This window comes from Helicobacter labetoulli (assembly GCF_003670275.1).
GTDB lineage: Bacteria > Campylobacterota > Campylobacteria > Campylobacterales > Helicobacteraceae > Helicobacter_C > Helicobacter_C labetoulli.
On the sequence record NZ_QXJF01000006.1, the window covers coordinates 25,963 to 46,250 of the forward strand.

Consider the following 20,288-nt stretch of genomic DNA (forward strand, 5'->3'; position numbering starts at 1 on the left):
AAATAAGATAAACCGGAAAAATACTCGTTAAGAATCAAAGTAGCAAGTATGTATGCTTAACCCACATTGTCTGCTGAAAAAAACCCTGTTAAAGAGAATAATGCGGTATATGGTCAAATATGTTGCTAAAATCCTGTGAGAAGAGATAGAATCTAAACCCGTCTTATCACCCTTGCCAAGATTTTTGGCAAGGGATAATCTCACGCTTTTTTGCCTACTCCATAGGCAAATTTCACATAGATAGCTAGAGCGATGAGCAAAAATGCCACACCACCGATGAGATACACCGCATATAAAAGCTGTTCAGGTGCTGAAAAGGTAAATTTAAACACAAGCATTAAGGCTTCAATGGCAAGGGCTATGATGATAGAGCCAAGGAAGCGGATCATTGTTTTATGCACGGTGTAGCTTCTACCGACATTTTTGCCTAGCACTTCTTCTTCAAAAATAGCTTTGACTAGATCAAAAATCGCTAGGGCAAGGGTCAGCAAAATCGTAGATTCAAAAATATCTTTAATATCAAAGCTTTGAAACTGCAAAATATCCTCCGACCAAAACCGCACCACACCTTCTACTACAAGCAAAACCGCGATAAAACTAAGCGCGAGTGAAAGCACACAATACATTCCCACACTTAGCATTGAAAAAATGTGAAACAAGCGATTGGGTGAGCTGATTTTGAGTGCATCACGCAGATGAATATCAATACACACTACAAAGAGCAGCTCGTGGTTTTGATTATACACAGGATAGGCAGCCGTTACGACAAGATTCCCATCAATTTTTGAGGGATAGGGATTTGTAATAATACATCTTTGTTCATCTAATGCCTCATAATAATACGCACGATTTGAAAAATTTGCTCCTGTATTTTCAATAACACCATTGCTTTGAAACACATCGCTCATTTGCGTGCCATTTTTATCTAAAATATACATCGCATCAAAGACTTTAATCTCATCTTTTATGCGTTTTAGCCCACTTAGCACAACCTCAAAGCTCGGCTCTGGCACAAAGTTTTTAATGTTTTGCGTAAAAAGAAAAGTAAGATACGCCCTTAGTTCATAACGCACCTTCGCATAGGTAACAATATCTTTTGAAAGCATTTTTACACTCCTTTTTTTTGTTTTGTTAGAATCTTTATTTAGATTCTAACTCTATTTTTGCTAGATTTCACACAGCCCTCCATAATCTTAGTGTAAAACTCTGCAAAGTTTTTGCAAACTCCACTTGATATTTTCTTTATTTGCATCACATCATACAAAACGCGTATTCTTGCTCTTTGTTGTCTTTGCTTCCTTGGATTTAGAATCTTTGGGGCTTTTCTTAGCGTTTTGGGCTTTTTTCACATTTTGTTTCTTACCAAATTTTGCATTTTTGGCATGTTGTGTTAGCTCTACTTTTTGAGTTTCTACATTTTCTTCTTCAGCCTTAGCATTTTTCCCACGCACACTAAGCAGCAAAGGCACACCTTGAAAGTCAAAATGCTCTCTTAACACATTGATAATGTATCGCTTGTAGCTAAAATGCAAACTCTGCGGGCGATTGCTCACAAGTGCGATTTGCGGCGGGTGCGTGGCGTATTGTGTAGCATAATAGATTTTTACGATTTTACCGTGATCGCTTGGGATATGATGAGTTTTTGTCGCCTTTTCTACACATTCATTCAACACACTCGTTGGGATTCTGTATGAAAATCGCTCATATACTTTTAAAATCTCCTGCTTGAGCTTGTCAATATTTCTGCCATTTAACGCGCTCAAAGTCATCACAGGAGCAAAAGATAAGAATGAGAATCTATGCTTAAACTCCGCCATAATCTCCTTAAACTCCTTATGCCGTTTATCCCATTTATTTAGCACCACAATCACACCCAGTGCGTGTTTGGGGATAAGAGAGCTAATCTTTTCATCAAGCTCTACAAAAGGCTCACTTGCATCAAGGACTAAAATAGCGATATGACTTTGAGTCAAAGCCTTATTTGTGCGATCAAGGGCAAATTTTTCAATCCCCAATATCTTGCTAGAGCGGCGGATACCAGCTGTATCTACAAAACGCACCTTCTGTCCCAAAATCTCACTCTCATCATCAACAGGATCAATAGTCGTCCCAGCCACTTCACTCACCACGCTTCTCTCTTTGCCAAGCAGCGCATTAAGCAAAGAGCTTTTACCGACATTCACACGCCCAATAATCCCAACAGCAATGCACTCTTCCTGCTCTTGCTCCTTAGAATCTAGCATATCTAAAAACTCCTCCAAGCTCTCATCTTCATCATCAATTTGAGATTTAAGTATAGCACCAAGATTCTGCTCATTTGCCAACTCTAAAAGCTCAAAAATCTCTTCAAGCAAAAGGCTTAAGCCACGATTATGCTGCACAGAAATAAAGCTCATATATGTTGCACCAAAAGAGCTAAAATCCCACGCCCTTTGCTTAATCTTATCATTATCTACTTTATTCACCACAAGTATTAAGGGCTTATTCAAACGCTGAATCTTGCGAAAATAGGCTATATCATCATCTTGTGGTAAAAGGCTTCCATCTACCATATACAGCACCAAATCCGCCTCTGCCCCGGCTTTAAGCGAGTTTTCACTCACTTTGGCAAACAGCCCTTGAGCCTTTTCAATCCCACCTGTATCCACAAGCTCCACACCTACACCGCTTATTTCAAAATGAGCCTTTTTCACATCGCGTGTTGTGCCACTCACATTTGAGGTAATAGCTAAATGCTGCTTAATAAGGCGATTAAAAAGGGAGCTTTTGCCGACATTTGGTTTGCCTAAAATTGCTATTGTTTTCATTACATCACTCTTAAATAAATTTTTTTTCTAACGATATGTTAGCTAAAGTTGTGTTTTTTCTTGATAAAACTTCTATAAAAAGGATTCTAAAATGCAGAAGTTTCTTGTGCTTGTGTGGATATGCTGCCTTTCTCTTGAGTTTGCACAAGATGAGACACATTCAAATAGCACAGATTCTATTATTACTGATTTTAATGAAGTCCAAATAGAGCTAGATTCTCAAAATAATACACAATCCCAAGCCACTTATTCAAGCAATGATGAGACAAATGATGAAGAGATATTGTTGCAAGAAAATCAAAATCTAGTAGAAAATCCAGAATCTAAGGAGCAAGAACAATCTTGGGCACTTATTGTGGATTCTACACTTGATTCTATGCTTACAGATTCTTTACAAAGTGTGAGTTTTGAATCCCAGCAAGATTCTAAGCCCCAAGCCCAACAAGCAGATTTAAACTCTTTAGAAAATGAAATCTTTGTCAATGAGGGTGGAATATTTCCTTTGCAAGATAAAGATGCTGAGATTCTGCTCTATGGCGATACTTATGTGCTTGTGCCACGCTCCAAAGCCTTGCTTTCTTTTCTTAATCAGCAAGATTCTAAACTCAATGCACGCACACTCAAATCAAGCTCTAGCACGACACAAATCTACAATCAAGGCAAAGACATTCTCTTTTACTACTCAAGCAAAAAAGGCTCAAATCTCTATAATAAAGTCGCCCCAAAACGCTTTAAACTCACGCTTGAAGAGCTAAGTGAACCTAACAAAGAGCCAAAAGAGATTAAGCAAGTTTATGCCATCACGCAGTTTAATGAGAAGATTCTAAACTCGCCTTGCCATATCGTGCAAACGCGTCAATTTGTCCGTGATAGAAACAAAAGCGAAATACTCATTAACCTTGATAAGAAAATCAATCCACGACTGCTAAGTGAAGGAAAATTAGAGCTGTTTTTAGAATGCACAATCCCAGAAAATGAAGATATTTTTAGCTAAATGTAAAAGGAGTTTGTTATAATGCAAAAATCTCATTCCAAAGGCTATTTTTATGCGTGGTTTTAAAATTTTTAGTGGTTCAGCCCACACGCTTTTTAGCAATGAACTTGCTAAGTATCTTGATATTTCTCTCTCCAAAGCAACAATCAATCGTTTTAGTGATGGTGAAATCAATATCCAAATCGGTGAATCTGTGCGTGGCAAGGATATTTTCATCATTCAGCCCACTTGCGCTCCAACAAATGATAATCTTATGGAGCTTCTCATTATGACCGATGCACTCAAACGCAGCGGGACAAATAGTATTAATGCGGTTATTCCATACTTTGGCTATGCAAGGCAGGATAGGAAAGCTGCCCCTCGTGTGCCAATAAGTGCCAAGCTCGTGGCAAATCTCATTGAACAAAGTGGAATCCACCGCGTTATTACAATGGACTTGCACGCCGGGCAGATTCAGGGCTTTTTTGACATACCTGTGGATAATCTTTATGGCTCAATTGTCTTTGCTGACTACTTGCGACAAAAACCTTTTAAAAATCCCATCATTGCTTCACCTGATATTGGCGGTGTGGCAAGGGCTAGGTATTTTGCCGATAGAATGGGAATGGACTTAGTCATTGTGGATAAAAAGCGTGAGAAAGCAAATGAGAGCGAAGTGATGAATATCATCGGTGATGTGAGTGGCAAAGATGTGATTTTGGTTGATGATATGATTGATACAGCTGGGACGATGTGCAAAGCAGCTGATGTGCTTAAATCGCGTGGGGCAAATAGTGTGATGGCTCTAGGCACGCACCCCGTGCTAAGCGGACCAGCTAGTGAGCGAATTGCTAAAAGCTCACTTGATGAAGTTGTGGTAACAAACTCTATCCCCTTGCGACTAGCCCACCCAAAAATAAAAGTCTTAAGCGTGGCACCACTTTTTGCGGAGGTTATACGCAGAATCTATCACAATGAAAGTGTTAATTCACTCTTTATCTAGGGCTAGATTCTAGGGCAAAATATGGAGCATATAGAAATTGCTAGTCTTTTAAGCATTGCTTTTTTTGCTTCCCTTGGGCATTGTGTAGGAATGTGCGGGGGTATTGTCATTGCATATACAAGTTTATATCGAGCACATAAATACACCAAACCTAACTCTAAACAATGCAATAGCTCCTTGCAAAATAATAAGTCTTTAGACAGACAAACACAAGGGCAGGGTTTAATAGATTCTAGAATCTCATCTTTTTTCTCACAAATCCCCCTGCATCTAAGCTATCACATCGGCAAAATTACCACTTATGCTACGCTTGGCTTTATCGCTGGAAGCTTAGGGCATTTTCTTAGCCCAAATGAGCAGATTAAAGCTACTATATTGCTCATTGTTGGAATCTTGCTTGTGCTTTTTGGACTTTCTAGTTTTAATTTTGCTAGGATTAATGCCTTTTTTAGCTCTCTCACACCTAAGCCTTTGTATAAGCTTATTAGCCTAACGCGTCCATTTTTGCTAAAACTTTCGCTTTGGCGTATATATATACTTGGTTTGCTTAATGGTTTATTGCCTTGTGGGATTGTGTATTATTTTTTACTCACAGCTACAATCGCTGGAAATGGACTAAATGGAGCGATTGTGATGATTCTTTTTGGAGTTACGACCATTCCACCACTATTCACACTTGGAATCTTAAGCACAACCCTACAAAGCAAACGCACTCTTTTTTTACGCATCGGTGCATTTGGTATGATAATCTTTGGGTGTTATGAGATATACAAATCACTAAAAATAATTTTTTAGGGGAATTTATGCAAAAATGTGCGTTTTTTGATAGAGATGGTGTGATTAATGAAGATTTGGGCTATGTGTATAAGGCGGAGGATTTTGTCTTTTGCGATGGACTTTTTGAGCTTTTAGCCACACTTAAAAAGCAAAACTATCTTCTACTTGTTATCACAAATCAATCTGGCATTGCACGAGGCTACTATACGCAAGAAGAGCTTTTTATTTTACATCAATATATGCAAAATACGCTCACACATAAGCTAAGATTTGGCTTTGATAGAATCTACCACTGCCCCCACTTGCCAAGCCAAAACTGCGAGTGTAGAAAGCCAAATATTGGTATGATTAAATCTGCGTGTGCGGATTTTAAAATTGATTTGAAGCAATCTTTTTTTGTGGGGGATAAAATCACGGATATGCAATGTGCGGAGAATGCGAATATTTGGGGCAAGTTTTTGCTACAAAAAGATGAAAAAGACACTGAATCTTACCAACAAAATATCAAAAATCTACAAAAAATTAGCACTTTGCACCAACTCCATAGTATAATACAAGACCCAAACTATAAAATAGGAAGTTTCAAGATAAAAAATATCTAAGGAGCAGGTATGAAATACATTTATGATGATTTAGCGGAAAAAAAGATTCTTATCACCGGTGGAGCGGGGTTTATCGGCAGCAACCTTGCATTTTATTTTCAAAAGCACCACCCACAAGCACAAGTTTTTGTCTTTGATAAATTCCGCAATGATGAGTGCTTCCCCAGTGGAAACCCAACTTCGCTAGGACATTTTAAGAATCTTATCGGCTTTAAGGGTAATGTCATCGTGGGCGATATTAATAACGCTAAGGATTTAGAAAAGCTAAGAGAATATGACTTTGATATTATCTATCATCAAGCAGCAGTGTCTGATACAACCGTGCTTAATCAAGAGCTTGTGATGAGAACAAACCACGAAGCATTTTTAAATCTCCTTGAGATTACCAAAGATTCACAAGCTATTATGATTTATGCCTCTTCAGCAGGGACTTATGGCAACTCCCCCGCACCAAACATCGTAGGACAGGGTGAAAATCCAGAAAATGTATATGGATATTCTAAGCTTTGTATGGACGAAAGTGTAAGAAAAATCCTTCAAAATGAGTCGCACCGCCACATCATCGGGTTGCGATATTTTAATGTCTATGGGGAAAGGGAGTTTTACAAAGGCAAAACAGCTTCTATGATACTTCAGCTTGGACTACAAGCCCTAGAGCATAAAAAAGTGCGGCTTTTCAAACACGGAGAGCAAAAAAGGGATTTTGTGTATATAGAAGATGTGATTCAGGCAAATGTCAAAGCCATAGAAGCCTTGCAGGGTGGAATCTACAATGTCGGCAGTGGAAAAGCACGAAGCTTTAATGACATTGTTGCTGCTCTCAAAGCGGGGCTTGGGGACTTTGAAGTAGAATATTTTGATAATCCTTATAGTTTTTTTCAAACGCATACACAAGCGGACATCACGCAAACACAGCAAGATTTATCCTACACGCCACACTTCAATCTTGAATCTGGTGTGCAAAGATACTTACAAGAGATTAAAAGCATCTTTGGTAATAAGTAATGTTTAACCTTGAAACCAAAAGCCCTAAGATTCTCGTTGTTGGGGATTTAATGATAGACCATTATGTGTGGGGGGATTGTGAGCGTATATCGCCTGAAGCTCCGGTGCAAGTTGTTGAAGTCAAAAATGAAACCAATCGTTTAGGTGGAGCATGCAATGTCGTGCATAACCTCGTTGCGTTAAATGCTCAAGTGTTTGTGTGTGGCGTGATTGGAAGCGATGATTCTGGCACTTGGCTTGGAGATAAACTAGAATCTATGGGAGTTGATATTTCTCATCTTTTTGTGGATACTTCCCGCCCCACGACTAAAAAAACTCGCATTGTCATTGGCAATCAACAAGTTTTGCGTGTAGATAGGGAAAGCAAAAAGCCCATAGATCCCCACATACGCGAAAATATCATACAGAGAATCCACGCGGTGCTTGATGTGGTGGATTGCGTGATTGTAAGCGATTATAACAAAGGACTTTTAAGTGCTGAACTCACGCAATTTATCATCACTTACGCTAAAAATCAAGGCAAACTCGTGCTATGCGACCCCAAAGGCACAGATTATAGCAAATATAGTGGCGCGACACTTCTCACACCAAATAAAAAGGAGGCTCAACTCGCCACAGGCATTAACATTGTAAATAAAGATTCTCTTATTCAAGCGGGTATGAAGCTCAAAAACGAATGCAAACTTGATATTTCGCTCATCACTCTAAGTGAAGATGGTATTGGAATCTTTGATAACAACACACTTCATCAAATCCCAACAAGAGCAAAAGAAGTCTATGATGTTACCGGGGCTGGAGATACCGTTATTGCTGCACTTGGCTTTGCTTTGAGCAGTGGTTGTGATATTGTCAAAGCCTGTGAGTTTGCTAATATCGCCGCAGCTGTGGTTGTAGGTAAAGTCGGTAGTGCTGTGGCTACACATAGCGAGATTTTACAATACCTTAACGCTGAGCCTTCTCATTTGCATAATATAGAATCCAAATTCATCACGCAAGAAGCCCTTATATCTTTGCTTAAGGGGTTAAAACAAAGCAAGATTGTTTTTACAAATGGTTGTTTTGATATTCTCCATAAAGGGCATATTACCTATCTCAACAAGGCTAGAATGCAAGGCGATATGCTTATCGTGGGGCTAAATAGCGACGATTCTGTCCGTCGTCTTAAAGGTGAATCTCGCCCTATTAACACCCTAGAAAATCGTGTCTTTATGCTTTGTGCATTAGAATGTGTGGATTATGTGGTGAGCTTCTCTCAAGATACACCACTAGAGCTGATAAAAGCCTTGCAGCCTGATGTGCTTATCAAGGGTGGAGATTATCATAACAAAGAGATTGTAGGCAGGGAATATGCTAAAGAAGTCGTGTTAATAGACTTTGTAGATGGATATTCCACAACAAATATTATAGAATCTATTCAAAGGAGCAATGTATGCAACAACTCATAGAAGCTGAATTTCAAGCACATTTGCAAAGTGCCAATAAGATTTTTGCCCTCACTCAAGAAGTGGAAAAAGTTGCAAAAATTCTTACAACTGCCATTCAAAATGGCAACAAGATTCTCATTTGTGGGAATGGTGGAAGTGCAGCAGACGCACAGCATTTTGCCGCTGAACTCACCGGTAGATACAAAAAAGAACGCAAAGGCTTGAGTGCTATCGCTCTAAGTGTAGATACCTCCGCACTCACAGCTATTGGCAATGACTATGGCTTTGAGTTTGTTTTTTCTCGTCAAGTAGAGGCTTTAGCCAAAAGTGGCGATGTGCTTTTTGGAATCTCTACAAGTGGAAATTCTGCCAATGTCTTAAATGCTGCCAAAGTCGCAAAAGATTTGGGTGCAGTTGTAGTGGGCTTAAGCGGACGCGATGGTGGGGCATTAAACCAAATCAGTGATATAAATCTTATTATGCCAGATAATGACACACCTAGAATCCAAGAGCTACACATACTTGTGATACATATTTTGTGCGATATTATTGAAAAAAACTGCCTAGAAAAGTAAAGATTAATGTTGCTGCCAAAAACGCTAGATTCTATCCATAGTATAGAAAAAGAAAGCTTCAAAGACACACTGAGTGATATGCTCCATACTGATGGGCTGAATGTCGCCTTAGCGGATTTAATCTTTGGGCATTATTTTGTCTATACGCTGCTAGGTAATGGAATCTTGCAGCCCATTTTTCTTTATGAAGGGCAGATAAGCTATAAACACTCCCTTGCCAAAGGGCTGCCAAAGCTCCATTTTTGCCAATGCAGTGAGATAAAAAATGACTTTAGCCTAGCAAACAAAGCCCACACTCTCTCCCACAGCCACTACCTTGCCAAAATCACAAAACGCAATGCCTTTAGCTTTAGTATCAAGCAGGGCTTAAGCGATGTGGGGCTGTATAATGACTATCCGCTAGAGCTTTGCCCAATGTGTAGTGATATTTTAGAATCTATGCGGGAAGGGCAAGTCATTGACAGCACACTTGGCGTATATCTTTTTGCTCAAAGTTTTTTAGAGCTTTTGGAATCTAGCCCAGAGCTAAGGCAAAAAGAGATAACCGCTCTGCAATTTGCCAATCTCACTTGCTGTAAATGTAAAAAGCTTATTGATATAGATAAAGATATGTGGCTACAAGTTATGCCAGACAACACACTCAAAGTGTCTTGTTGCTAAATAAATGTTAATATTTATCTTTATCTTTACATAAACCAATCAAAGGAGATATTTTATGTTTTCACCCAAAGCTTGTATTACATCACTCTTTAACGCTATCAAGGATTGTTATCGTTATGTGCGATTTCCATATGCATTTATTGCCTATCGCGGTGTGTTTAAAGACTTTGCTTCTGCTTTCAACGCTGTGCCCAAAACACGCAATAGGGGACTAACTTATAATCAAGCAATATCAAGAAGTCTTGATCAAATATGTGAGGATTATGCAAAACCTATCAAACTTGTCGATACTGAATACCCTATTTTCTTTTGGCTAGATAGAATCTTGCAAAAAAATCCACATCTACAAGTCTGTGATTTTGGTGGAGGTGATGGTAGGCACTATTTTGCTTTCACTTCACATTCTTCCCACAGAATACAATGGAATGTTTGTGAACTTGATCAAAATGTGAAGCTAGGCAATGATCTAGCACACAAAATGGGAATAGACAATCTTCACTTCTCGAAGACACCAAATGCCGCCCAAATATTTTTGTCTTCTAGCGCATTTCAGTATATTGAAAATCTCTACAATCTATTAGAGAAGTATTTAACTGGGGGGTAGAGCACGTTCTTCTTACTCGCCTACCTTTGCAGGATAGTGCTCCAACTTTTGTAACACTTCAAAATGCTCTCAATCAATTTTATACACCATTTCGTATTTTCAATCGCTCTGAATTTGTTAATTTTTTTACAAAACTAGGTTATGAACTTATTGATGAGTGGAAAGACCCTTTTGATTGTGTAATTATCCCATTTCACAGGAATATTTCAGTTACTTGCTCTGGAGGTATGTATTTTAGGAAAATACAACATTGATCTTAAAATAATTCTAATCCACAGAATCTAAAAATGCCTTGAGTTTTTGTTTTTGAGCAGTGTTTTTCATTGTCTCAAGGTATGAATCTACACCTTTATTAAAACATTCCGAAAACAGCTCTCCAGCCTTTTTGCCCCGTGGGCTATCAGTATCAATTTCATTGACAATCGCAACAAAAAATCGTGTATCAAGCCATTGGGCTAAATTGTTTTGCGTTTGCTCATTTGCCAACGCACTTGCAGAGACCGCATTGAGATTCTCTCCATTCTCAAGCTGATTGTGGAGATTTCTCATACTTCGTGCCATCTTTCCTTCACAAATATGCAAAAACTTAGTCTCTTGCTTCAAAGTGTATGTATCGCCAAAATGTAGCAAGATAAGCGTATAAGCCAACAAAAAAGACATTACCACCTCATTGTTGGAAGTTCTGGCTCTTGCTTATTTTGCTTAGCCCTATCCATATTATTTTTATCATTCTACAAATTCTTTTGTTTTTTATCACTAAAAAACTTTTCAACCATCTCTGTTAATTTCATACCATCGGTTTTAAAGCCCTCTTGGAATGCTTTTTGTCTTTCTTTGTTATGTTTCATTATGAATCCTTTTGTTTATTGCATTTGAAAAATTAGAGGTGGCTATTCTAACAAAAAAAAGACAATATAAATCTCTCACACGCAACAAGCTACTTCTTACCCTTTTTCTCCGCTTTAGTGTCGTGTTTATCGTGTTTGTGAATCCACTGCTTAATCTTAGCAAAACACTCTTCAAACAGATTCTTATATGGCTCACTCTCCACGCCAAAACTCTCTTGAAGCTTCTCCACAAGAGCTTTTTGCTCCGCATTCAATTTTGGTGGATAAGTGATTTTAATCTGTGCGACAAACTTCCCTCTATACGCACTATTGACATCTTTTACCCCTTCATTATCAAAAACAAACTGCTCTTTATCACGCGTATTTGGTGGAATCTTAAGCTCTAGCTCCCCGCGAAGAGAGGGGATTTTGAGCGTTGTGCCAAGCACGATTGAGATAAAAAACACCGGCACTTCCATATAGATATTTTCCCCATCACGCACAAATATCTCATCTTCAGCCACACTCACAGCGATGTATAAATCCCCTCTTTTTCCATTTTTATCCGCATTGCCCCTTCCGCTAATGCGGATTCTATTCCCATCATCAATACCTTCAGGAATACTCACCTCAAAGCTTTCGCTACTCATCTCAAATGCAGAGCCTTTGCATTTGGGACATTTTTCAGCACTTTTTTGTCCCGCACCCTTGCAAGTAGGGCAAGTTTGGGCAAATGTCATAAAGCCCTGCCGCATATACACCTGCCCCTTACCACCACAATCTTTACACGATTCAAGTTTGCCATCTTTTGCGCCTGTGCCTTTACAATCAGCACAAGCCACCTTAAAGCTATTATGAATCTCCTTTTTGCAGCCAAACACCGCTTCTTTAAAGCTTAGCTCAAGCCCGATAATCTCATCAAGATTATATGCCCCTTTACTTCTTTGACTTGAAAACCCAAAGCCACTACCAAATGCAGATTCAAAAATTGACCCCAAATCGCCAAAAATATCGCTAAAATCTCTCCCGCTAAAACCGCTAAATCCAGAGTTTTGCAAGCCTTCCTTGCCGTATTTATCATAAATTTGCCGCCTAGAATCATCGCTCAAAACCTCATAAGCCTCATTAATACGCTTAAACTGCTCTTCGGCATCTTTATCATTAGGATTCCTATCAGGGTGATATTTTAACGCCATTTTGCGATATGCTTTTTTAATACTCTCTTTGTCGCTTGTGCGAGTGATTTCAAGGATTTCATAATAATCAAATGTCTCCAAAATCTACTCCTCTTTATCAAAATAAAATAAAACCGTGATTGTAGCAGAATTTTATAAGGCAAAGTTAAATTCTTTAGCGTTATGATTGCACTCCTTAAAAACACCCTTGCACCCTCTTAACAAAAGGCATTATATGAATACTTATAAATCAAGTCTTAAGGCTTTTTCAAATCTCATTACCGCACTTGAAAAGCTCCCTACCATCGGCAAAAAATCCGCTCAAAAAATGGCGTATTCTTTGTGCGTGGAAAATAAATTTTTAGGCTTAAATATTGCTCACGCTATTGAAAATGCTGCTCTTGTTATAAAAAAATGTCATAAATGCCTTGGGTTAAGCGAGAGTGAGATTTGCGAAATCTGCCTTGATGATACGCGACAAAATGGTGAGCTGTGTATCGTGGCAAATTCACGCGATATTTTTATTATTGAGGAGATGGGTGAGTTTCAAGGGCGATATTTTGTGCTAGATTCACAGCAGGATTTAGAACAGATTGATTTTTCACTGCTCAATCACAGAATCCAAGCAGAATCTATCCACGAGATTATCTTTGCCCTATCTCCTAGCCTTGCTAATGAGGCTATTATGCTCTATATTGAAGATAAGATTAAAGCTCCTTGTGCCACTCCATTGCAATTTAGTAAAATCGCTCAAGGTGTCCCCACAGGCATTGGACTAGATTCTATTGATCAGCTTTCACTTTTAGCTGCATTAAACTCACGCGTCAAACTCTAAAAAGCAGTTTTTAAGGATTCTATTAATTTTTGATTTGTAGAATTGCTCGGTTGATTTAATTCCAACAACGAAAGGATTGAAAATGAAAAAGTTGCTTTTTCTTACACTTTTGAGTTTTGCTAGTTTTGCTTTTGCAGAGGCTCCTGCGGTGTTCAAAAAATGTATCGCTTGCCACGGACCTGATGCTAAAAAAGTGGCTCCGGGAAGTAAGGGCGGTGTTACCATTGCTGGTATGGCTAAAGATGAGCTTATCAAAGAGCTTAAAGGCTATAGAGCAAAAACTGCTGATAATGGCGGTGCTAAGGCTATTATGTATGGTCAAGCAGCGAATTTGAGCGATAATGATATTGAAGCTTTAGCAGATTACATCTCTAAACTTCCTAAATAAATATCTTTGCGGAGCAATCCGCAAAGCCTCCTTAATCCAATGGCAGAAATCATTTTAGATTCTAAAGCTTACAAACACAATCTTAATCTCATATCCTCGCATATTGGCTCACATAGTAGCCCAAATGTAGAACTTGCCGCCGTTTTAAAAGACAATGCCTATGGACACGGACTAAACGAAATAGCCTCAATTGCGGCTGAATATGGTATTAAAAGTGTGTTTGTCAAAAATCACAATGAAGCAATACAAGTGTGTGAGCTTTTCCCTCAAGTAACGGCTTTGTATGGTATGCCACAAGGGGATTTTGCAAAAAATATCGCCTTTGTTATCCACGATAAAGAGCATATCTCCGCCCTACCAAAAGGCACAAAAGTAGAGCTAAAAGTCAATGCCGGTATGAATCGCAATGGCATACAGCCTAGTGAGCTACAAAGCTTTATTAAAGATATTTTGCAAAAAGGGTTGGAGCTTATTGGGGTATTCTCCCATAATGGCTATGGTGATGATTTAGATTCTGCATTTTTTGACACACAAAGCAATTTTGCCTTAATCAAACAAGAAGTGCTGCATTTAAGTCAAAAATATGGCTTTGCCCCGCCAAGATTCCACTCTCTTAGCACATCTGGGGCGATTCGTGTCGCAAGTGAAAGCGGCATTACAGATGATTTGGTGCGTATAGGCATTGGTGCGTATGGCTATCTTGATGTAAGTTTTAAAAACCCCATAAGTGCCAAACTCCAAAAAGTTGCCTCACTCTATGCCGATAGAGTTTCCACACGCTTTTTGCATAAGGGTGAGCGGATAGGATATAGCGGCTGCACCACGCTAGAATCTCCGCAGGTTATTAGCACCTATGACATCGGCTATGGTGATGGCTTTTTTCGTGTGAGCGAACATCACAAAGTCCATACTACAAATGGTTTGCAAATCCTGCCGCGTTCATCTATGGATTGCTTCTCGTGCTTTTGTGATGAGCCTAGAATCTGTGTCTTTAAAGATGTGAGCGAGCTTGCCAAAGCCTTTGGGACAATTAGCTATGAGATTCTCACTCATTTATCTCCTAGTATAAAACGCACCATTATTTAACCTATGCAAGATTTAAGATTCTATCCTTTTACTCATAGCCCTGTGCAGTGCCTTTTCAATCCCTCTTCACGCGATTTTGTTGTCAAAGAAATTCCACTCTATGAGCCAAGTGGCAATGGGGAACATTTGCTAATTTATGTGCGAAAAAAGGGATTAAGCACTTTTGAAATGCTAGAACTCTTCTCGCAGATTCTAGGTATAAAAGTGCGTGATATAGGCTATGCAGGGCTAAAAGACAAAGCCGCTACCACCTATCAATACATCAGCATTCCTCGCCATTTAGAATCTCGCCTAAATCTCATCTCGCCTATTTTGCAAGAGCATAACATTAAGATTCTTAGTCTCCACGCCCATAACAACAAGCTCAAAATCGGGCATTTAAAAGGCAATGAATTTTTTATGCGTCTTAAAAAGCTCCTACCGCATAATACTACAAAGCTAGAATCCACACTTGAACTCATCGCTCAAAGTGGCTTTCCAAACTATTTTGGCGACCAACGCTTTGGTAAAGAGGGAGATAATTTCCAAAGTGGTAAGGCAATTATCCAAAATAGTCTTAAAATCAAAAATAAAAAGATGAGTAATTTTCTCATCTCTAGCTATCAAAGCCACCTTTTTAACGCTTGGCTAAAAATGCGTTTGCAACTCTCAAAAATCTTGCATAGTTTTAGCCCACAAGAAGCCCTGCACGCCCTATTACACAAGGATTTTCAAGCTCTGCATAGCCCACACTACACACTAAATCTTATAAAAACATTGCAAAAACAAAAACAACATTTTGTGCTTTTGCAAGGTGATGTGATGTGCCATTATCCCTATGGCAAAAACTTTATTTGCGAAGATGAGCTGCTAGAATCCCAGCGTTTTATTCTTAAAAACACCGCTCCAACTGGGGCGTTATGTGGCTTAAAACTCACTCAAGCACAACATCTAGCCAAAGAAATAGAATCTCATTTTTTAGATTCTACAATCAAGGCAAATGGCACAAGACGCTATGCGTGGGTATGGGCAGAGCAAATTAAAGGCAAATATATCGCACAAAAAGCCCAATATGAACTACAATTCTACTTGCCAAAGGGAAGCTATGCGACCATATTCTTAGAAAGTGTGCTAGGGCAACAGAATCTATAAGCCAAACCCTTAACTACCCAACAAATTCTATCACCACAACACCGCAAAACCCACAACACAAGCTTTACACAAAAAGCAGATTCTGTTTTTTCATCGCTTCAAAAATAATCTCATAGCCCTTTAATGCCTTTTCATCACACAAAACCCACTCATTTAAGCCTTCCAAGCTCATCATATGTGCGATTTTAGAATCTGATTTTCGTGCATTTTGAGAGAGCATCATTTCCACAAATGCGTCCCTTAAGCCCTTGTCAAAGTCTTTTGAAAGCGTGAAATTACAATGACAATACTCCGCTCCTACATAAAAGTTTTTTAGCTCACTATAACTGCCCTCTTGCAAGATTCTAGCCCAAGTGCCAGAGCCAATAGCCCCCGCGTCAAGCTCCCCACTGCGTATTTTATCTAGCACATCAAATTCACTCCTGCCCGTATCGCCGTGCTTCCCCACATCGCTATTAAAGCGATAAATGCCTACCGCATTACTTGGAGCAGATTCACTTAAACTTGACATCTCCTGTAATGTCAAAGTGCAATCTTGCAAAAAATGTAAAGGCATAATCGCCGCCTGAGCTGAATCTAAGCTCCCAAGCCCAAACTTCTTGCCCTGCAAACCCTGCAAATCTTTCACGCCATTTTCCCTTGTAACAAACACGCTTTGAAAGCCTATGTCCGTATCACGCATAAGCACAGCTCTAAAGGCATTATCACTTGCCACTTGTGTGCGGATATAAGCGACATTTGTATTCCACGCAATGTCAATCTTTTTTTCCATAAGCCATTGCACTTGCCGCTCATAATTGCTAAAAAGCACATAATCTAACCGAATATCCTTAAAATACGCATTTGCATATTCCCTAATAATATCCCATATCGGCACAATTTGCGGTGCATACGCCACCGCTCCTACAATAATATGTCTCATTTTACTCCTTTGCTAAAAGTGCATCACTTAGCCACACTTGCAATACATCAAGGCTAGGTGCCATAACTTGACTTGCCATCGCATCACGCAAATACCGCTCTAGTGGCAATAACTTGCTATATGCTTTCCCACCGCCAAGCCGCATAGCCAACTCACAAATCTGCATAACAAGCTCCGTAGCATTAATCCTACTTGCAAAAATCTTGCACGCCGCGTTAGAATCCCCACAATCAAATGCCCTTGCCGCTTCTTTAACAAGGGCGATTTGACTTTGTGTCTTGGTGTAAAGATTTGCAATGTGAATCCGCACTAATTCCTTATCCGCTAGTGAGCTACCATCAGTGTATTTTCTACTCTTACAATGATTTAACGCACATTCATACGCACTTTGTCCAACTCCACTATACACAGCTCCAAGCCCCACGACAAAATACATCGCCACTAGCCCAGCGTGAGTTCCCCCCTCGCCATCTCTGCCTAGTAAATAACGCTTTGTCTCTAGTCTCACATTCTCATAACGCACGGGCTTTGAGACATTCCCACGCATACCAAGCCCATTCCACACGCCCTCTTCGTGGATAAGCCCTTGCAAACTATTTGGCGTAATCCAGTTATTTTTCCCACCACTCACTTCGCAGGAATTTGTATAAGTGAGATAGTAATCTGCCTTTTCAGCAGAAGTTACAAAGCTTTTTCGCCCATTAAGGATTCTAAATGCCCCATCAGTTGTTTCAGTAATATCAGGTGAGCCAAAATGTGTGCCTGAACCGCTTTCACTATATGCAAGAGCAAAAGTAATCTCCCCTTTAGCAATTTGTGGCAAAAACTCCTCTTTTTGCTTCAAAGTGCCAAAAGCACAAAGCACCGCTGTGGCAACATTATGCATCATATAGCACAACGCACTTGATGCATCAAAACGAGCAATGTTATAGCAAACCAAAGCGTGATTCTGGCAGTTGCCACCACTTCCGCCAAACTCTTTTGGCACAAGCAGTCCTGTGAATCCTTGCTTTTTTAGCTCAGCGTAGGCTTCCTTTGGGAATCTCGCCTCTTTGTCAATAGCATCTGCATAGGGGGCTACATATTTTCGCCCAAACTCCAAGCTTAAACTTTCAATGTTTTCTAAATCTAACATTACACTTCCTTTACATAAAATTAGGCGTGTGAGCCTTGCTTAAATCAACAGCCAAATCCTCATCAATCCCACATTCAACAAGCCTTCTTGTGCGGTTTCTCTCCATTTTTGCTTTCAGCTCCATAACCTCATCAAAACCTTGAGCCATACGCTCTTTCCCTCCACCTTTCAAAACTGCCATAGATTCAAGCAAAAGAGAAGATTCAGCACTTTGTGAATCTAGATAATTCTTTCGCCTAAACACAACATCTTTGAGTGCAAAGACTTTGGCAGGATTGATAGCTAAAGTATGCTTCACATTCCCTATACCATAGCTTACGTGCCTTGCCTCATCTTTTCTTGCTAATGAAAGCATTTTTGCACTTGGCTCATCGCCTAAATCTCTAAAGCCATCTTCTAAAAATTTTAGTAAATCAATAAAAGTCCCCTCCCCCATAATGTGTAATAAAAAGCTTGATTTAAAATAATCCTTTTCATTCCACAAGCTAAACAAACTCTGCTGTGTGGTAAGCGTGGAATATTGCACCCCAAGCCCTGTAACATTTGCTCGTTTGATAAAAGATTCAATATGCCGACTTTCATCGCCTATAATACTAGAAAGCAGCAGCGGCACAGCGGTAAAAAATGGTGAAATCTGCCCCAAAAAACGGCTAGGAATATAAAGGGCTGAAAACTCATTTTCTGTAAGATAAGTCATAATTTGAGCAATGGCAAACTCAAGCTCTGGGCTAAATCGTGGCATTTCCTGCCACAAAATATCACTTGAAGCATTCCATTGTGCATTTTTAGAATCTTCATAAATTTGGGCTACATTGTTGCTCCAAATCTCATTATCGTGCAAATATGTAAAGTGATATTCTGGACTTGCCACTTCCACTTGCACACCATTTGGGGCTAATCCGTGCATTGCTGGGGCGGGCGATTTGGTATCAAACTTTTGGAATCTTGTGAGCGATTTTTTACGCATAAGATACAAAAAATTGCCCTTAGATTCTGAATCTTGGCTTATTTTTTGCTTACAAATAAACTCTTCACCCTTAAAGCGACACCACATTCTTATGTCATTTTCAAGATTGTCAAAATCGCTTATAAGCTCAATATCCGCTCCTTGAGAAGAGAGCAAAAAAGCATTTTCAAGACGCATAAAAAAGAATGCACCAAGCGGCATCTCACCCATAAACACACAAGACTTTTGCATACAAAAACTTTTAAATTAGGCTCTACAAGATTTTGAAGACTTGTTTTCTTTCTCACGGAAAGCTAAGAGAGAATCTTATTTAATTTTGGCTTAAATATTTTTAAAGTTGCTTAGTTTCAAATAGCTCGGTTGCCACTCTCCGCTTTATCCATATATTCGGCAACATTGTCAAATAAACCCATTACAAACTCCACAATATCCTCTATCACTTCTTGCTTGTTAATCTCATTTAGAATCTCGTGCCTTGCACCCTCATAGAGTTTTAATCTCACATCAAAGCCCCAAAGCCTATATTGATGTGCAATTTTTTCTACCCCAACGCCAAAATTCCCACAACTATCCTTATTCCCACTGATAATAAGCAAAGGTAGATTCTGCCCTATATGAGCCTTAACTTTAGCTTCATCTCTGTCAGCTTTATTCACCCACGCCATACCCTTAAACAACCCAATAAAACTCTCCAAGCTAAATACAAACTGACACGCACTATCAGCCTTATAAGCCTCTACAACCGCCTTATCTCGGCATAGCCACGCAAAGCCTCCTTTCGTATTATCCTCTCCCTCATTGTGTAAAAATGGTTTGTTGAATCCGCCAAAAGAGAGTGCGTTTATCCACTTTTTACCCACAGATTCTAAGCCACACACCTGCAAGATTCTAGCTAGACTTGCTCCCAATAATGCCAATGGATTATACGCTGGAGAGCCAGAAAGGATAAGGGCATTAAGCTCGTGGTGATATTGCTTCACATAGCCTCGTGCAAGGAGTGAGCCCATAGAATGCCCCAAAAGCACATATTTTTGCGGTTTAAAATGCTCCTTAGCTAAAAGTGTAAGCTGGTGCATATCCATAATAGCTTTGAGAAATCCGCTAGATTCTGTAGTTGCAGTTTTTGAATCTAGCCCATTCATCTCGCCCCAAGGGTGCAATGTATCAATACTTTTTCCGTGTCCGCGATGATCATTTATCACAACAATAAACCCACGCTGGGCTAAATATGAGCCAACCCACTCATAGCGGTCTTTATGCTCCACCATTCCGTGTGCGATTTGAATAAGCAGAGTATTTGGCACTTCTGGCATATACACATCATAAAAAATCTCTAACCCATCTTGATTTGAGATAAAACTCTTATTTTTATACACTTGCATCACACTCTCC

21 protein-coding genes are annotated in these 20,288 nt (G+C 39.4%); 13 read left to right on the forward strand and 8 right to left on the reverse strand.

Annotated elements, in window-relative coordinates; genetic code table 11:
* Positions 1-200 precede the first annotated feature (200 nt).
* On the reverse strand, positions 201-1,106 hold the full coding sequence (locus EBF12_RS03765) for a PDC sensor domain-containing protein (RefSeq protein ID WP_121726475.1): 906 nt from the start codon (positions 1,104-1,106) through the stop codon (positions 201-203).
* A gap of 150 nt (positions 1,107-1,256) precedes the next feature.
* Positions 1,257-2,807: a ribosome biogenesis GTPase Der gene (der, locus tag EBF12_RS03770; protein ID WP_121726476.1), complete on the reverse strand. Its 1,551-nt coding sequence runs from the start codon at positions 2,805-2,807 to the stop codon at positions 1,257-1,259.
* 91 nt (positions 2,808-2,898) lie between these two features.
* Between der and EBF12_RS03775 the strand changes: the two genes are divergently transcribed.
* From EBF12_RS03775 to EBF12_RS03815, 9 genes are read left to right on the forward strand one after another with little or no spacing between them, the layout of a single operon-like run.
* Positions 2,899-3,801, forward strand: coding sequence for a hypothetical protein (locus EBF12_RS03775; protein WP_121726477.1), 903 nt, complete (start codon positions 2,899-2,901; stop codon positions 3,799-3,801).
* A 52-nt stretch (positions 3,802-3,853) separates the two neighbouring features.
* Positions 3,854-4,783, forward strand: a complete 930-nt coding sequence (locus tag EBF12_RS03780) for a ribose-phosphate pyrophosphokinase (RefSeq protein WP_121726478.1) — start codon at positions 3,854-3,856, stop codon at positions 4,781-4,783.
* 21 nt (positions 4,784-4,804) lie between these two features.
* A complete protein-coding gene (locus EBF12_RS03785) occupies positions 4,805-5,578 on the forward strand; it encodes a sulfite exporter TauE/SafE family protein (RefSeq protein WP_121726479.1) in 774 nt (257 codons plus the stop codon).
* An 8-nt stretch (positions 5,579-5,586) separates the two neighbouring features.
* Positions 5,587-6,162 carry a D-glycero-alpha-D-manno-heptose-1,7-bisphosphate 7-phosphatase gene (locus tag EBF12_RS03790; RefSeq protein WP_121726480.1) on the forward strand — a complete coding sequence of 192 codons (576 nt, stop codon included), beginning with the start codon at positions 5,587-5,589 and terminating at the stop codon, positions 6,160-6,162.
* Between the two features lie 9 nt (positions 6,163-6,171).
* Entirely contained in the window at positions 6,172-7,167 is a 996-nt protein-coding gene (rfaD, locus tag EBF12_RS03795; RefSeq protein WP_121726481.1) for an ADP-glyceromanno-heptose 6-epimerase, read from the forward strand.
* The gene (gene rfaE1, locus EBF12_RS03800) at positions 7,167-8,612 is read left to right on the forward strand and encodes a D-glycero-beta-D-manno-heptose-7-phosphate kinase (protein ID WP_121726482.1); all 1,446 of its coding nucleotides are present in this window, start codon (positions 7,167-7,169) and stop codon (positions 8,610-8,612) included. The genes rfaD and rfaE1 overlap by 1 nt, the downstream gene beginning before the upstream one ends.
* A complete protein-coding gene (gene gmhA, locus EBF12_RS03805; protein WP_121726483.1) occupies positions 8,597-9,166 on the forward strand; it encodes a D-sedoheptulose 7-phosphate isomerase in 570 nt (189 codons plus the stop codon). The genes rfaE1 and gmhA overlap by 16 nt, the downstream gene beginning before the upstream one ends.
* 6 nt (positions 9,167-9,172) lie before the next feature.
* Positions 9,173-9,826: a hypothetical protein gene (locus EBF12_RS03810; RefSeq protein WP_121726484.1), complete on the forward strand. Its 654-nt coding sequence runs from the start codon at positions 9,173-9,175 to the stop codon at positions 9,824-9,826.
* Positions 9,827-9,881: 55 nt separating this feature from the next.
* On the forward strand, positions 9,882-10,430 hold the full coding sequence (locus EBF12_RS03815; RefSeq protein WP_121726485.1) for a class I SAM-dependent methyltransferase: 549 nt from the start codon (positions 9,882-9,884) through the stop codon (positions 10,428-10,430).
* A 267-nt stretch (positions 10,431-10,697) separates the two neighbouring features.
* Here EBF12_RS03815 and EBF12_RS03825 read toward each other — a convergent pair whose 3' ends face one another.
* The gene (locus EBF12_RS03825) at positions 10,698-11,090 is read right to left on the reverse strand and encodes a hypothetical protein (protein WP_121726487.1); all 393 of its coding nucleotides are present in this window, start codon (positions 11,088-11,090) and stop codon (positions 10,698-10,700) included.
* 277 nt (positions 11,091-11,367) lie between these two features.
* Positions 11,368-12,534, reverse strand: coding sequence for a molecular chaperone DnaJ (gene dnaJ, locus EBF12_RS03830; protein WP_121726488.1), 1,167 nt, complete (start codon positions 12,532-12,534; stop codon positions 11,368-11,370).
* A gap of 133 nt (positions 12,535-12,667) precedes the next feature.
* Here dnaJ and recR point away from each other — a divergent pair, with 133 nt between their 5' ends.
* The 4 genes from recR to truD all read left to right on the forward strand — a co-directional run bounded on the left by recR (position 12,668) and on the right by truD (position 15,872).
* Positions 12,668-13,267, forward strand: coding sequence for a recombination mediator RecR (recR, locus tag EBF12_RS03835; protein WP_121726489.1), 600 nt, complete (start codon positions 12,668-12,670; stop codon positions 13,265-13,267).
* Between the two features lie 82 nt (positions 13,268-13,349).
* A complete protein-coding gene (locus tag EBF12_RS03840) occupies positions 13,350-13,655 on the forward strand; it encodes a c-type cytochrome (protein ID WP_121726490.1) in 306 nt (101 codons plus the stop codon).
* A 39-nt stretch (positions 13,656-13,694) separates the two neighbouring features.
* A complete protein-coding gene (locus EBF12_RS03845; RefSeq protein WP_121726491.1) occupies positions 13,695-14,741 on the forward strand; it encodes an alanine racemase in 1,047 nt (348 codons plus the stop codon).
* 3 nt (positions 14,742-14,744) lie between these two features.
* Positions 14,745-15,872: a tRNA pseudouridine(13) synthase TruD gene (truD, locus tag EBF12_RS03850; protein ID WP_121726492.1), complete on the forward strand. Its 1,128-nt coding sequence runs from the start codon at positions 14,745-14,747 to the stop codon at positions 15,870-15,872.
* A gap of 64 nt (positions 15,873-15,936) precedes the next feature.
* On the opposite strand, the gene EBF12_RS03855 is transcribed toward truD, so the two are convergent.
* The 4 genes from EBF12_RS03855 to EBF12_RS03870 form a co-directional block, all read right to left on the reverse strand.
* The gene (locus EBF12_RS03855; protein WP_121726493.1) at positions 15,937-16,794 is read right to left on the reverse strand and encodes a phosphate/phosphite/phosphonate ABC transporter substrate-binding protein; all 858 of its coding nucleotides are present in this window, start codon (positions 16,792-16,794) and stop codon (positions 15,937-15,939) included.
* Between the two features lies 1 nt (position 16,795).
* Positions 16,796-17,929, reverse strand: coding sequence for an acyl-CoA dehydrogenase family protein (locus tag EBF12_RS03860; RefSeq protein ID WP_121726494.1), 1,134 nt, complete (start codon positions 17,927-17,929; stop codon positions 16,796-16,798).
* A gap of 10 nt (positions 17,930-17,939) precedes the next feature.
* Complete coding sequence (locus tag EBF12_RS03865; RefSeq protein ID WP_121726495.1) at positions 17,940-19,127, reverse strand: DUF455 domain-containing protein; 1,188 nt, start codon at positions 19,125-19,127, stop codon at positions 17,940-17,942.
* Between the two features lie 116 nt (positions 19,128-19,243).
* Positions 19,244-20,278, reverse strand: coding sequence for an alpha/beta fold hydrolase (locus tag EBF12_RS03870; protein ID WP_121726496.1), 1,035 nt, complete (start codon positions 20,276-20,278; stop codon positions 19,244-19,246).
* Positions 20,279-20,288: the final 10 nt, after the last annotated feature.

Bases quoted from the DNA above. Each gene is read 5' to 3' on its own strand.
- EBF12_RS03765 (WP_121726475.1), bottom strand. From the start codon at position 1,106: ATGCTTTCAAAAGATATTGTTACCTATGCGAAGGTGCGTTATGAACTA.
- der (WP_121726476.1), bottom strand. From the start codon at position 2,807: ATGAAAACAATAGCAATTTTAGGCAAACCAAATGTCGGCAAAAGCTCC.
- EBF12_RS03775 (WP_121726477.1), top strand. From the start codon at position 2,899: ATGCAGAAGTTTCTTGTGCTTGTGTGGATATGCTGCCTTTCTCTTGAG.
- EBF12_RS03780 (WP_121726478.1), top strand. From the start codon at position 3,854: ATGCGTGGTTTTAAAATTTTTAGTGGTTCAGCCCACACGCTTTTTAGC.
- EBF12_RS03785 (WP_121726479.1), top strand. From the start codon at position 4,805: ATGGAGCATATAGAAATTGCTAGTCTTTTAAGCATTGCTTTTTTTGCT.
- EBF12_RS03790 (WP_121726480.1), top strand. From the start codon at position 5,587: ATGCAAAAATGTGCGTTTTTTGATAGAGATGGTGTGATTAATGAAGAT.
- rfaD (WP_121726481.1), top strand. From the start codon at position 6,172: ATGAAATACATTTATGATGATTTAGCGGAAAAAAAGATTCTTATCACC.
- rfaE1 (WP_121726482.1), top strand. From the start codon at position 7,167: ATGTTTAACCTTGAAACCAAAAGCCCTAAGATTCTCGTTGTTGGGGAT.
- gmhA (WP_121726483.1), top strand. From the start codon at position 8,597: ATGCAACAACTCATAGAAGCTGAATTTCAAGCACATTTGCAAAGTGCC.
- EBF12_RS03810 (WP_121726484.1), top strand. From the start codon at position 9,173: ATGTTGCTGCCAAAAACGCTAGATTCTATCCATAGTATAGAAAAAGAA.
- EBF12_RS03815 (WP_121726485.1), top strand. From the start codon at position 9,882: ATGTTTTCACCCAAAGCTTGTATTACATCACTCTTTAACGCTATCAAG.
- EBF12_RS03825 (WP_121726487.1), bottom strand. From the start codon at position 11,090: ATGTCTTTTTTGTTGGCTTATACGCTTATCTTGCTACATTTTGGCGAT.
- recR (WP_121726489.1), top strand. From the start codon at position 12,668: ATGAATACTTATAAATCAAGTCTTAAGGCTTTTTCAAATCTCATTACC.
- EBF12_RS03840 (WP_121726490.1), top strand. From the start codon at position 13,350: ATGAAAAAGTTGCTTTTTCTTACACTTTTGAGTTTTGCTAGTTTTGCT.
- EBF12_RS03845 (WP_121726491.1), top strand. From the start codon at position 13,695: ATGGCAGAAATCATTTTAGATTCTAAAGCTTACAAACACAATCTTAAT.
- truD (WP_121726492.1), top strand. From the start codon at position 14,745: ATGCAAGATTTAAGATTCTATCCTTTTACTCATAGCCCTGTGCAGTGC.
- EBF12_RS03855 (WP_121726493.1), bottom strand. From the start codon at position 16,794: ATGAGACATATTATTGTAGGAGCGGTGGCGTATGCACCGCAAATTGTG.
- EBF12_RS03860 (WP_121726494.1), bottom strand. From the start codon at position 17,929: ATGTTAGATTTAGAAAACATTGAAAGTTTAAGCTTGGAGTTTGGGCGA.
- EBF12_RS03865 (WP_121726495.1), bottom strand. From the start codon at position 19,127: ATGCAAAAGTCTTGTGTGTTTATGGGTGAGATGCCGCTTGGTGCATTC.
- EBF12_RS03870 (WP_121726496.1), bottom strand. From the start codon at position 20,278: ATGCAAGTGTATAAAAATAAGAGTTTTATCTCAAATCAAGATGGGTTA.